This is a genomic window from Palleniella muris, assembly GCF_004792655.1.
GTDB classification, from domain to species: domain Bacteria; phylum Bacteroidota; class Bacteroidia; order Bacteroidales; family Bacteroidaceae; genus Prevotella; species Prevotella muris_A.
Map to the genome: position 1 here is coordinate 1 of NZ_SRZC01000027.1, position 13,645 is coordinate 13,645.

The following is a 13,645-nucleotide window of genomic DNA, read 5'->3' on the forward strand; positions in this document are numbered from 1 at the left end:
AATAATATAATAAACCTTTTGGAAAATACGCTGTATTTTTTGTATTTTAGCGAATAATTAACGAATATAAATTAGTTTGAACAAGTTCATTTTGTAACTTTGTCAACTGAAAAGATTCTGCAATATGACTAAAGACTCAAACAACATATTCGGGCGTCGGCTAAATCAAGCCCGCCTTATCAAAGGGCTTACGATGGATGAACTTGGGAAAGAAGTTCAGCCCGCCGTGACCCGTCAGGCCATAAACAAGTACGAGAAGGGACTGACCATGCCAGACAGCCGGATGCTGATAGCCTTCAGTATGGCGTTGGGAGTGAAACCGGATTATTTCTTCCGTCCGTTTACCGTCGCCGTTGACAAGATAATGTTCAACAAGAAGACCGGAGTATCGGAACGTGCAGTCTCATCAATACGCGAAAAAGTCAGGGAGGAATTGGAAAGATACCTCGAAATCGAGGAATTATGCGGAATCAGAACTGATTACACCCTTGAAAAAAGAGATGTGGAGAATGCTGACGATGTGAGGAGATATGCCGGTGAGGTGCGATCTATGCTCGGACTCGGGCATGACGGCATTTCAAACGTGATAGAGGTATTTGAAGATAACGGCATAAAGATTATCGAGATCTCCGAAAACAAGTCATTCGGAGGTCTCAGCGGCTATGCCAACGACAATATACCTGTAATTGTCGTAAACAGGAATCTGCCTTCGGAGGAGAAGCGTTTTACGCTGCTCCACGAACTCGGACATCTTATTATCGGGCTTCCCGCAGGATACGATGTAAAAGAGATTGAACGTCTGTGCAATGTGTTTGCCTCGGAAATGCTGGTGCCGTCATCGGTGCTGAAAGGACGCCTCGGCAATACTCGCCATGACATCTCATTGGCTGAATTATGCGATATTCAGAAACAGTATGGTGCTTCGATAGATACCATCATGTTGTCGCTGAAAGAACTCGGAGTGATAACCGGAAGAAGATATGAGGGATACCTTAAAAAGAAAAAGCTCTTCCCGGATTTCAACGCGATAGTCGAGAAATCGCTTTTTATCTCGGAGACGTCAGGCCGATTTGTGAGGATGGTATATCGCGCGGTTGCCGATGAGATTATCTCGCTGTCGAAGGCGGCATCGCTTCTCAACACCTCTGTTGACAGAGTGAGATCACAACTCCAGCTTGTATAAACGATGAAGATATTAGTCAACGATACAAATATCTTCATTGACCTCCATTCGGTAGGTCTATTGGAAGAAATGTGCAGGCTGCCATACGAAATTCACACTGTGGATTTAGTGGTGGCGGAAATTGCAGATGCCGACCAGCGAAGAATTTTTGATGAACTTGTTGCCCGAGGGGAAATATCCGTCGATGGATTCACTGCTGATGAAGTGATTGAAATTGTTGAGGAACACTCGTCAGTTTCCGGCAATCTCTCCATACCCGATTGCTCGGTATGCTATTTCGCAAGAAAGCATAACGTACCAATGTTGACGGGCGACCGACGGCTTAGACGCTATGCAGAAGAACAGTCAATCGAGGTGCATGGCATCCTCTTCATATTCGATGAGTTGGTCAGGCATGACATCATATCGACATCAATGGCGGCAGACCGACTTGAAGAATTATTCGCCATCAACGCCCGACTACCGAAGGCTGAAATCCGGGATCGTATCAACCGTTGGAGAAACAATTGAGATTACAAAATAAGAGCTTGATATGATAAACGGGAAGATACGATAATGAACCGAATAAGATTTTGTTAATTCGGCAATTATGATTACCTTTGCAGCAAATACGAGTATCTCTGCAACAACAAATACGAGCAATCATCCGTTAATAAATACGAGAAACTCTCATTGAACAAAGACTAATAAGATGTGACAATATGGCGACTATTCAAGAATTGCTGGCTGATTCGCTGGAGGTGCTTCGGCAGCTTCAGGATAAAGAACCAAATTTAATCCTGCGCGGTACGGAGGCCATTTCGCGTACCCATTTGAACCGTCTGTTGGCAAACGGATGGCTTCAGGAAGTGATGAAGGGATGGTATATTCCTTCACGACCGGGAAGCGAGGGCGACACCACCGTGTGGTACACGTCATATTGGCATTTTGTGCGTGCCTACGCCGATTCACGTTTCGGCTCTGACTGGAGTCTGTCTGCCGATTCTTCACTTGATTTCCATTCCGGCAAGACCACTGTTCCGGGCCAGTTGATTCTTAAATCTCCAAAAGCAAGCAATAACATAGTCAGTCTTCCATACGGCCACACCCTGCTTCCGCTTAAATCGGAACTTACACAAAATATTGTCGTAGACCCCATATATGGGTTGCGTCTCTATAGCCTTGAATCCGCATTAGTATACGCTTCCCCATCATATTATTCCAATGACCCCATGTCTGCACGGATATGCCTGTCGATGATCGACAACGCAAGCGAATTGTTGAAGATTCTGACTGATAAAGGAGCCACGACAAGAGCCGGACGCATTATCGGTGCGCTTCGGAGTGTCGGCAAAGGGGCTATTGCAGATGAGATACTGTTGACGATGAGAGATTTTGGATATGCTGTCTCTGAGTACAACCCATTTTCTGCCGAGACAGACACGACAGCCATATATGCCAAATCGCCATACGCGGCACGTATAAGAATGATGTGGGCGACAATGAGGGAACAGGTATTGGAAAATTTTCCGCAAACTCCTGAAGCGGTCGCCGACATAGAATCGTATCTCGAACATGTGGATGAAAAATATCTTGAAGACGCCTATCACTCTCTTTCCATAGAGGGCTATCAGGTATCGAGAGAACTTATCGAAAAGGTTAGATCGGGCAATTGGAAACCGGACAGTGACGACAAGGAACAAAAGAGCGCACTTGTGGCGCGTGGCTATTATCAGGCATTTCAGTCGGTAAAGGAGTCGGTCAGAAAGATACTTGCGGGACAAAATGCGGGCGGCGTTTTGGAAGAAGATCATTCCCGATGGTATCGCCAGATGTGGATGCCGTTTGTCACCGCCGGTATTCTTACAGCGTCAGACCTCATCGGGTATCGCACAAATCAGGTCTATATTCGAGGTTCACAGCACATTCCTCTTAATCCCCGCGCTGTGTCGGACGCCATGCCGGAATTGTTCCGACTGATAAGTGAGGAGCCTGATTCGAGAGTAAGAGCCGTGCTGGGGCATTTTATGTTTGTATTCATACATCCCTACATGGATGGGAACGGACGTATGGGACGCTTTATCCTTAACGCCATGCTTGCCTCGGGGGGCTATCCATGGACTGTTGTACCGTTAGAGAAACGTCGGGAATATATGTCCGCTCTTGAAAATGCAAGCGTCCGGGGCGACATATCGGATTTCACCAGACTGATTTCCGGTCTCGTTGCGAGGCCATAATATTTTAACAACCGGTCATAAAATTTTCTAAAATGAACCCTCGGACTTGAATATCAGTGGAAAAAGCATTAACTTTGCAATACCCTTAGAATCCCTTTGGGTCACGTGGCGAGCGGCTGCGTGAGGATATAGAAATTTAGGTTGCAAATTCGCTACACACGAATGTTAACCAATTGCAACTCGTTGATATGTGTACATTTGGAGCGTAAGGTTCAAGTTTCCCCAGCTCCACGAAAAGCAGATTTGGGAATATTCCTGAGTCTGCTTTTTAAATAAGTAACCCTTTCTCGCCATACAGAATGTCGGCTTTTATGTAACTTTCCACACCTAATCTCTTTCAAGACACTATGACAACGCCCAATGCAGAAATAAATATTTCCGATTTCGTCGTGCTCAATTTCGGGTTTGCAAGGACAATCCACCAATGGGAAAATCGCGACATCTCATCACCTTTCCTGCGCATATACTACGTAAGGAAAGGGCGTGCCGTGCTGCATCTTCCGGAAAAGGACTTGGAGGCTGTGGCAGGAAACATCTATATGGTGCCTAACTATATGCCGCACTCCTACGACTGCGACCCGGGTTTTGAGTTCTATTACCTGTTTTTCCTTGTCAGCAACAGAAACACGGCGGACATGTTCGACACCTATACTTTCCCAACGACAGTGCAAGGCAACCACGCCACCGAACTGTTGTTTGAGAACTACTGCAACCTCTATCCGCAGCTTAATCTGCCGACCATTACCGCAGAAGCGTTTGACAAGCACCCGTCATACCATTCGTACATAAAGGCGTACATGAAGATGGCGGACTATGAGAAGATGCAGCTGCATGGTTTTGTCGAAATCCTGATGTCCTATTTCGTCAAGCATGCCGAGGCGCGCCTCATCGTTAAGGACGAGAGGATAGGACGGCTGCTTGGCTATGTCATGGAACATATCAGTGAGGCAATAACCGTTAAGGACCTTGCCGACAGGGCATGCCTCACGGAATCCCACCTTGTGAGGACTTTCCGTCAAGGCATGGGTGTCACGCCGCTGCAGTATGTTATAAAGAAAAAGATACAGCATGCACAGACTCTCCTGCTGAGCACTGACAAAAGCGTGCAGGAGATAGGCAGAGCCGTCGGATTCCGGGACACGTCCTATTTCATCCGCCTGTTCAAGAAGAACATCGGATTCGCGCCGCAGGAGTACAGAAACGGGCTTATAGGATAGAACATTCTTATCCATGCGATAGCATATTTTAGGCGAAATGCAACTCCAAACAAGTGATTTTATAGCAGTTTTTTGGACATGGAGATAATAAAGGCTAATTTTGCACCCGCAACAAAAACAGCATTATCATCATCTGAAAAAGTATGTTCAAGAAACAAACAGTCTTCCTCTCGCTGTGCTTTCTCACAGCATCCAATGTCCTTGCCGGAGGACTTGTGACAAACTCAAACCAGAGTGCATCATTCCTTCGCAACCCTGCACGCGATGCCGTGATAGACATTGACGGCGTGTACACAAACCCTGCCGGCATATCCTTCATGTCACTCGGGTTCCACCTCGGGTTTACCTTGCAGCATCCCGAACAGGAGCGCAACATCACCACGACATTCCCCACTCTCGCACAGAACATCAACCATCTTGGGGAGAGTACACACAAGTTCCACGGAAAGGCGTCTGCGCCAATAGTTCCCAGCTTTCAGGCTGCTTATGTATGGGAGCGTTGGACGGCAATGGCATCATTCGCATTCTCCGGCGGAGGAGGAAAATGCGAGTTTGACAACGGCATTGGAAGCATTGAAAGCATTTTCTCGCTCTTGCCCTCTGTGGCACAAATGAACAAAATACCGGCAAAGGCCTATTCCCTCAACTCTTTCATGAAGGGCAGGCAGTACTATCTCGGTATACAAATGGGAGCCGGATACAAAATAAATGACCGCCTTGCCGTCTCAGCCGGACTGCGCGCCATAATCGGAACGGCGACTTATACCGGATATGTCAAGGACATCGCGCTGCACGCTGCTGACGGTACGAAACTGCCGCAGGCATACCTTAGCCCCATAATGCAAGCCATGGGCGACCCGTCAGGCACAGGAGAGATTGACATGACGACAGACCAAAGCTGCATAGGGTGGACTCCGGTCGTCGGAATCGATTGGCGCATAAATGACCATTGGAACATAGCTGCGAAGTATGAGTTCCGCACAAAGATGGCTTTGAAGAACAATTCCACCATGAATGACTTTGCACGCTCGCAGCCGACCCTTGACAAGTTCAATGACAGGAAGAACGAGAAGATACGCGATGACATTCCGACAACCATAACCTTTGGAGCGCAATATTCCCCAATCAGTACCGTGCGCATCAACGGTGGCTTCCATTTCTATGATGACTGCAATACCGTGAAATACAACAACGAGGAAGAACTCATAGATCACGGCACAGTGGAATTTCTCCTTGGGGCGGAATGGGACGCCACGAAATGGCTTACTGTCAGTGGCGGATGGCAGAACACAAGTTATGGACTCTCGGTCGAATACATGCAGGACATGAGCTTCAACTGTAGCAGCAATATGCTTGCCATTGGAGTAAGGCTAAAGGCTTCGGAGAAAATCAGCGTGGACCTTGGTTATATGCACAATTTCTACAAGGACAAAACTGTGGAGACAACAGTCAACGCCGCCGGAATGGAACTTGCGAAGAAGGACGTTTACGAGCGCACGAATGCTGTGTTCGCCATAGGAGTGAACATGGATTTCTGACATCATCCGACACATAATCCTTCAATCGTCATGCAGACCGGCATTGCCGGGAGATGGGGATAAGACAAGGGTGTACCACGTTGAAATATGGTACACCCTACATTCAGGAATAACTATTCCTGCACACTATAAAACCGTATTAAAACTCATCATCCCATATTACGTTGTCCTTGGCGCCCGTAATCTCATCGCCGAGGTCGTCATCCTCGTCTTTCACATCAAAATCCCCACTGCCGTCACCGGGCTTCCATTTGAGGCTTGATGACAAAAGCGTGCACTCGTCCATCTCGATGATTTCTATCTTTGGAGCTATATACTTTTTCTTCATTATTTCCTGCATTTATTATTTTACCACAAATTTCTTTCCATTCTTTATATATATGCCACGGTGCAGCATTGCATCGCCATTGACCTTCTGACCATTGATGTTGTAGACTGCAGCGTCCGTAGAGACATCCTCGCCGTCAATGCTGTCAATCGCCGTGACATTGCCCATATCGTCCACAAGAGAGAATGTCATCTTCGTAGGCAGAGGCTTCCCGTCATCGGCGGAAGTGAACCAACAACGGTAACCACGCATCCAGTGGGTGTCTTTTGTAAGGTGGTACATGTCGCCATTGTTGAAGATGTAGTCACCCGCCTTCAGCAACTGCTTGCTGGCAAAGCTGCCTTTGAACACTATCGGGGTCTTGATAATCTCTTCCGGGACATTACCATCATTAGCTACACCAACAGAGACTATACCGGTATAATCCTTGTACCCATCACCGGTATTATAGTCCACACCACCGGAAGTCACCACAAAGATTGTACCCGTGAAAGTCTCGGAAGGCGTGTGTTTGGGATCATCTGCTGCCACAGCATGGTTGTTTCCGTTGATGAGCGCATCTCCGGAAGTGTACATATTCAGCTTCTTGTCGATTTCTTTTCCCGAAATGTTTATGATGTAAGGCACATTCTTTTTCAGTCCGTTTAGATGCGGATTGGCATCCTTGAACCTGATGACAACATTTCCGTTCCCATCAGTCTTGCCGGCAATCTTTTCTATCTCCGAGAGCTTCGCATCCGCACCGAAAGCCTGGGCAAACTGTTCTGCAGTCAAATCAACAGGCATAATCAGTGAGTTCCACTTGTCAGCGACAAACTTGCGCTGGAAATAAAGATTAGCCTTGCTATATTGTTTTCCATCTTTATCCAAGTCGTAATTCTCATCAAGCACAAGCTCCGGTGTCACATCACATGGATATGGATGCGGGTCGATAATATCAGGAATACCGTCATTATTGGAATCATCCCTTATGACAAGACCGTATATCTTTTGGTTTTCGAGCACAGACGCACCGGAGCCGAATTTCAGGACAATCTGATTGAATGGCACGTTCGGAGTGAACGACATATAGTTGTGGTTCTCCTTTATCTTAAGCACATTGGCACCAAGAACATGCCATGAGTTTATCTCCTCCTGGAGAACGCCGTCCAAATATGTCTCCGCCTTTATCACATCAGTGACATTAGCACCGAGAAGTCTTGCAATGTCAAGCTCGCCCATGACAACAGTAAGCTGCTGGCGCGGACTGGCAGTCCTGCCCACATTCACGGCAAGCAACTGTGCGCCTGCCACATTCACACCTGTTGGCAATTCAACGCATGTATTAAGGTCGTCATCAATGAGGGCTGACCATCCGAGAGTTCCGCTGCTTATAGAAACAAGTTTGAACTCTCCGCTCTGACTCCAATCATAACTTGCACCTGTTGAAGTGGTGGACACAACGGTAGAGCCATAATATGGGTCTTGTGACTGAGAATACTCTGTTGACTCTACGAAGACATGATATATCTTTAGTGCAGACAAGCGCGCAGACAACACACCGGAACTGAACAGCACAACCTCGTCAAAATTGATGTCTGGTTGGTCCACCTCTATCGTTATACGATATTTCTGCTCATTGTCTGTACCAATGAGCGAGGCATCGACAGCATTCTCCTGCTTGACAACAGCCCGGTGTACTTCAACGCCATCATTGAGCAGCATTATGTTCATAAACTTCAAGGCATCGGCATCCAACACATTAACGCCCGAAGAGACAACGAAGCCGACACGGAACTTTCCATTAAAGCCGTCCGCAAGGTTCCTGTTTTGATTGGTTGTTCTCACACCGATTATTCCCGCATTTGCAGCAAGATCCACTCCTGCACCCAAAGTAGCATAGTCTGACAGCTTTGCTGTAAGTATCCTGTCCGGATTATCAGTAGTGGAAGGACCCAATATGATGCCGCCACCCATCTTGTCTGAAAGCTTGTAGTCCGGCATGGCGTCTGTATTGACGAGATAAATCTCACCATTCTCCTGTGGATTAGGATTGTATGGTTTTGCCGTACCGAAATTGACGGTTGTCTCCTCATGGCAACCATCTTCAGCAGTAGCACGGAAGACATACTGCCTATGGATAGTGAACCCTGTGACCTCAACAACACCGTCATTATCAGCCACATTGCTAATGGTTAGTTGATTCTTAGCCTCATCACTTGGAGCAGACACACACTCCCATGTCACAGGCATGCTCGCACGCAAAACAACATTGTCGTCACACTCGCTTGCCTCCACATCCAAAGTAGCGTTGATTGGACAATGATGTTTGTCAGAAACATCAGGTGCTATACGGGCGAAAGCATAATGCAGACCCATATCAGGCACTTGTATACCGCCAATTTTATAAGATAAACTTGAACAATCAAACGGTGCTATTACAGATGATTTGAGTCCCTTGCCAACAGATAGCAGGCTAAGGCTAAGGTATCCGTAGAGACTTTCAATGTCACAGGATCTTTTGTATAATCTTTAGGATAAAGCACAAATGAAACAGATGTACCAAGCTCCAAACCAACGACCTTCACCTGGTCGTAAACGAAACCAACTTCAGTGCCGTCAGGAATGAAGCACTCCCCATTATCTGATTTAACAGAGACATTATACTCATTACCTGACAACGGAACAACCTTACTGCCATTTGCCAATACCAAATCCGGTTTATTAGTAGTAGCCCCCAACGGTGTAATTACAGTTCCTTTAGCCACCCATTTTTCCGGGTTTGTCTCAATGTTGCAGTTATTCTTGAGATAAGTTGCATAATCCTTCAAGTTGTTTGCAGAATCATCGTTGACAAGGTTAAATTCATTAGTCTGTCCGACATACGCATACTGCACATTGAATTTCTGATAAAGGATATTTGCACCTACTCCTCCGACAACTACAAAGAAACCGATTTCATCAAATTCCTCATCTGCCGGAGACATTGCATAGAAATCTGTGAAAGTATTGTTCACCACATTTTCACTAACACCCAAACTCAATGTTGTAAAAGAAGATACACCTTTCGTGGCTTTCACAGGCTCTCCTACTTTTTCGCCCTCGCAATAAAACTGGATGTAATAACCATCTGCCGCTGCCAAATCCAATCCTATGGCTGCAGTGGCATCTGACACACGAAAGCCTGCATAAGTATTTTTGTAATGATGACTAACGTCTCTGACAGACAGGACAGGGTTTGCACCAATTGATGCAGTAACCGCACTTTCAAAAGACATGCAGTTCTCCAAATCAGTATCACAAAGAGCTCCGACATCCTTAATGCCACTTATGACATCAACCTTACCGCCATAGATTTTGTTCAGCATACAATCTTTGCCTACCAATGTCCTGCGGTTGGCAGGCGTCAGGACTTCCTTTGCCGTGCGGCAGGCACAGACTCTTTGGGGACATTTTCTTGTCCCCATGCAGTTCCCCATGCCATTAAAATGGCAAGAAACATGCAAATCTTCGCAAACTTAAAATTCATACTCGCTTAAACTTAATTATTCTTTTTGTATCCTACCGTAATCCGATTAATATCCTATCCCTTAAATTCCCATACATTATAATAAAAACAAATGCAAAATTAAAATTCATGCAAAGGTAGCAATTTTACAACTGCTTAACTACCCCCCCCCGGTTTATTAATACAGTTTAACGGAGAATGATACAGTTTACATATATATTAACACTGCATGTGCATATTACTGATTCTATAAAAAATCGGGCAGACACAAGTAGTGAATAGTCCATACATAACGTGTGGCAGCGCCACACTCCTTTATGATTCATCTTCGCACAAGTGTATGAAAGTGGATTGTTGAGGTTCGTGCCATCTGTCTTAGCTGTAAAGGAATGTGGTTCCACCACACAGTATAAGAGAGTTTCTTTACTGTCTGCAGGGCTGAAGCCCGCAGTTACCGTAAGGGTTGTGGCTCCGCCACATTTTGCATGGAAATGTTGACAATAAGACAATGAGTGTTTTCGCAAATCAATTTTGTTTGATTATACGTTTTCCGGTCGTCAAATGGTTCAAAGAAAGTGGTGATTAAGTAAGACGTTGTCTATGCCGGATGCGGGGCTTGTCTTGTGTGTTGGCTGCCATTGCATACTTGGCTGATTGTTATTGCTGCTTCAGCCTACTATAGCAAAACAAGATAACTGCAAATGAAAAATGTAGGCAAATGCTAATGATTTGCATTTGCCTACATTAATGTATTGTATTGTCTCAATAGGAATGGGCTATGTTAACTTCTTATTCAGAAAGTGCAGCCCGCACTTTTGCCTCGATTTCCTCGCAAAGTTCAGGATTGTCGAGAAGGAGCTGCTTCACAGCATCGCGTCCTTGCGCAAGTCTTGTCTCCTCATAGCTGAACCACGAGCCGGACTTCTTGATGATGTTCTTGTCGACAGCGATGTCAAGAATCTCGCCAATCTTGGAGATTCCCTGTCCGAAAAGTATCTCGAACTCAGCCTTGCGGAAAGGAGGAGCCACCTTGTTCTTGACGACCTTTACCTTTGTGAGCTTGCCGAGCACCTCGTCGCCGTCCTTGATTGCCGTGGAGGGACGGATGTCAAGGCGTACGCTGGCATAGAATTTCAGCGCGTTACCGCCGGTGGTTGTCTCAGGGTTGCCGAACATCACGCCGATTTTCTCACGCAACTGGTTGATGAAGATGCAGGTTGTGTTTGTCTTTGAGATTGTGGAAGTCAGCTTGCGGAGAGCCTGTGACATCAGTCGTGCCTGCAAGCCCACCTTGTTGTCGCCCATGTCGCCCTCTATTTCCGCTTTCGGGGTCAGTGCCGCCACAGAGTCGATGACCACGATGTCCACGGCAGCGGAGGAGATGAGCTGGTCGGCTATCTGCAAGGCCTGCTCGCCGTTGTCAGGCTGGGAGATGAGCAGATTGTCCACATCGACACCAAGGTTGGCGGCATAGAAGCGGTCAAAGGCATGCTCCGCATCGATGATTGCCGCCATGCCACCCTGCTTCTGCGCTTCCGCAATGGCATGGATGGCAAGTGTTGTCTTACCGGACGACTCCGGTCCGTAAATCTCTATGATGCGCCCCTTTGGATAGCCGCCTACGCCGAGGGCGATGTCAAGGCTCAACGAACCGGTCGGGATGACATCCACCTTCTCGACCTGCTGCTCCCCGAGCTTCATGATAGAGCCTTTTCCGAAATCTTTTTCTATCTTAGCCATGGCGGCTTTCAACGCCTGTAACTTTGCTGCCTTAGGGTCGTTAGCCAACTCTTCTGTTTCTTTCTTTGCCATATTTGTTGTGTGATGTTTTGGTTTTTCTTTCTTCTTTTGCAAAGTTACGAAAATTAATGCTTATTCCAAATCTTATGACAGAAAATTGTGTTAAAATGCAATAAGTTTGCCTTTTTAGTGCCGATTATTTGGTGGGCTCATGAAAAATGTGTATTTTTGCAGATGTATTTATTTGTGACTGCACGTTAAAAAATGAAATTAAGAGAACTTAATCTTGTTAGCCGCAGGTCTGATTTGAGAGAGATTCCCTCAGGAAAGATACTGATTAATACCATAAACGCATATTCCTATGTCTGCGCACAGAAAGATGAAGAGTTTGCAGAGGCGCTTATGGGTGGCGATTATTTGGTGCCGGACGGTGTCAGCATAGTAATGGCGACATGCTTTGTCGGCAATCCTAATCCTCCTCAGCAGCGCGTGCCGGGGTGGGATGTGTTCATGTATGAGATGGAGAAGCTGCACTCTTCCGCAAAAGAAAATGAAGGGAAGCGCAAGACAGTGATGTTCATGGGCTCCTCGGAACATGTCCTTTCCGCTATCCGCGAAAGGGTGGCAAGAGAATATCCCGGGCTTGACGTCATCACTTACAGCCCGCCGTTCAGGGAAGAGTTCTCGGAAGAGGACAGCGCACGCATGGTCGCGGCTGTCAACAATGCCAATCCTGACTTGCTCCTGATAGGAATGACGGCACCGAAACAAGAGAAATGGGTAAGCAGGCATTGGAGGATGCTGGACATAAACTGCAATGTCTGCACCATTGGAGCCGTCTTTGATTTCTATGCAGGCACAAGCAAGCGTGCTCCACTGGTGATGCAGAAGTTCGGCTTGGAATGGCTGCACCGCCTTTGTTCCGACCCGCGCAGGATGTGGCGCCGCTATATAATAGGCAACACAAGGTTTGTCATGGCAATGCTCCGTGAGAGGCTGCTTCCGGGAAATCGGGAAAAGACAATTCCCACCCCCCCCCTATAGATGGTTCAGGCAAAAGCGATTGCAGCGTTGTTGCTGGAAGGAAGGGTGCGCGAAATTAATCAAGAATATACATATTAATAAGAACAATGAACAATATAGTAAAGGCATTTGCCATTATTCTCGTTGCTGTCGGCATGTGGTCATGCTCCACGCCAAAGGACATAGCATATTTTCAGGACAAGAGACCGGGTACCTCAGAAGCTGTGGCAGCTTATAAGTCCATCCCTTTCAAGTTGCGTCCCGGTGACCGCGTCAGCATATATGTCAAGTCGCGCAATGAGGATTTGACCAAGCAGTTCAACATCAATGACAACAGTATGCAGGGTTCACAGAATGGGAACAAATATGGATACCTTATCGACAGTAATGGCAAGGTCGATTTCCCTGTGCTCGGCAAAATACAGGCGGCAGGAATGAACCGCCAGGAACTGACCGACTCCCTTACAAAGGTGCTCCGCACCACAAAACTGGTGGATGATGCCATTGTCAAGGTGGAGTATACGGGACTTTATGTGACAGTCCTCGGACAAGGCGGCGGCAGGCGTGTCAACATAGAGAGGGACAACATGACATTCTTCGAACTTCTCGGTGAAGTGGGGGATTTGGACATCGATGCCCTTCGCAAGAACATCCTTGTCATCCGTGAGGAGGACGGTGTGCGCAGCCAGTACGAACTGGACATGACAATGATGAAGAACGTCTATGACTCTCCTGCATACTATGTCCATCAGAATGACATCGTCTATATAGAGCCGAACGACAAAACAAAGAGAAACTCTACCGTCAATGGCAACCTGTTCCAAAGCTGGGGCTTTTGGACCGGAGCTTTCAGCCTTGTACTGACGATATTGTCCATCTCCGGAGTGCTTTGATGCATGATTTTTACAGAACC

Annotated in this window: 11 protein-coding genes; 7 read left to right on the forward strand and 4 right to left on the reverse strand. The window is 46.7% G+C overall.

Translation table 11 applies throughout. The annotated features are described in order from the left end of the window. The first annotated feature begins 124 nt into the window (after positions 1 to 124). From E5358_RS13110 to E5358_RS13130, 5 genes are all read left to right on the forward strand, one after another. Positions 125 to 1,183 (forward strand): helix-turn-helix domain-containing protein, encoded by a 1,059-nt coding sequence (locus E5358_RS13110; RefSeq protein WP_123486543.1) that lies wholly within the window; start codon positions 125 to 127, stop codon positions 1,181 to 1,183. Between the two features lie 3 nt (positions 1,184 to 1,186). Next, the gene (locus E5358_RS13115; protein WP_123486544.1) at positions 1,187 to 1,693 is read left to right on the forward strand and encodes a PIN domain-containing protein; all 507 of its coding nucleotides are present in this window, start codon (positions 1,187 to 1,189) and stop codon (positions 1,691 to 1,693) included. 191 nt (positions 1,694 to 1,884) lie between these two features. Then, on the forward strand, positions 1,885 to 3,399 hold the full coding sequence (locus E5358_RS13120; protein ID WP_135940631.1) for a Fic family protein: 1,515 nt from the start codon (positions 1,885 to 1,887) through the stop codon (positions 3,397 to 3,399). Positions 3,400 to 3,746: 347 nt separating this feature from the next. Next, positions 3,747 to 4,616, forward strand: a complete 870-nt coding sequence (locus E5358_RS13125) for a helix-turn-helix domain-containing protein (RefSeq protein ID WP_135940632.1) — start codon at positions 3,747 to 3,749, stop codon at positions 4,614 to 4,616. 143 nt (positions 4,617 to 4,759) lie between these two features. After that, complete coding sequence (locus E5358_RS13130; RefSeq protein WP_135940633.1) at positions 4,760 to 6,154, forward strand: OmpP1/FadL family transporter; 1,395 nt, start codon at positions 4,760 to 4,762, stop codon at positions 6,152 to 6,154. Between the two features lie 139 nt (positions 6,155 to 6,293). Here E5358_RS13130 and E5358_RS13135 read toward each other — a convergent pair whose 3' ends face one another. From E5358_RS13135 to recA, 4 genes are all read right to left on the reverse strand, one after another. Further along, on the reverse strand, positions 6,294 to 6,482 hold the full coding sequence (locus E5358_RS13135; RefSeq protein ID WP_135940634.1) for a hypothetical protein: 189 nt from the start codon (positions 6,480 to 6,482) through the stop codon (positions 6,294 to 6,296). A 15-nt stretch (positions 6,483 to 6,497) separates the two neighbouring features. After that, positions 6,498 to 8,840: a hypothetical protein gene (locus E5358_RS13140; RefSeq protein WP_135940635.1), complete on the reverse strand. Its 2,343-nt coding sequence runs from the start codon at positions 8,838 to 8,840 to the stop codon at positions 6,498 to 6,500. Between the two features lie 59 nt (positions 8,841 to 8,899). Further along, positions 8,900 to 9,829 carry a hypothetical protein gene (locus tag E5358_RS13145; protein WP_135940636.1) on the reverse strand — a complete coding sequence of 310 codons (930 nt, stop codon included), beginning with the start codon at positions 9,827 to 9,829 and terminating at the stop codon, positions 8,900 to 8,902. Positions 9,830 to 10,758: 929 nt separating this feature from the next. After that, positions 10,759 to 11,781, reverse strand: a complete 1,023-nt coding sequence (gene recA / locus E5358_RS13150) for a recombinase RecA (protein WP_135940637.1) — start codon at positions 11,779 to 11,781, stop codon at positions 10,759 to 10,761. Between the two features lie 192 nt (positions 11,782 to 11,973). Between recA and E5358_RS13155 the strand changes: the two genes are divergently transcribed. Continuing rightward, a complete protein-coding gene (locus E5358_RS13155) occupies positions 11,974 to 12,753 on the forward strand; it encodes a WecB/TagA/CpsF family glycosyltransferase (RefSeq protein WP_135940638.1) in 780 nt (259 codons plus the stop codon). 86 nt (positions 12,754 to 12,839) lie between these two features. Then, positions 12,840 to 13,625: a polysaccharide biosynthesis/export family protein gene (locus E5358_RS13160; protein WP_135940639.1), complete on the forward strand. Its 786-nt coding sequence runs from the start codon at positions 12,840 to 12,842 to the stop codon at positions 13,623 to 13,625. The last annotated feature ends 20 nt before the right edge of the window (positions 13,626 to 13,645 follow it).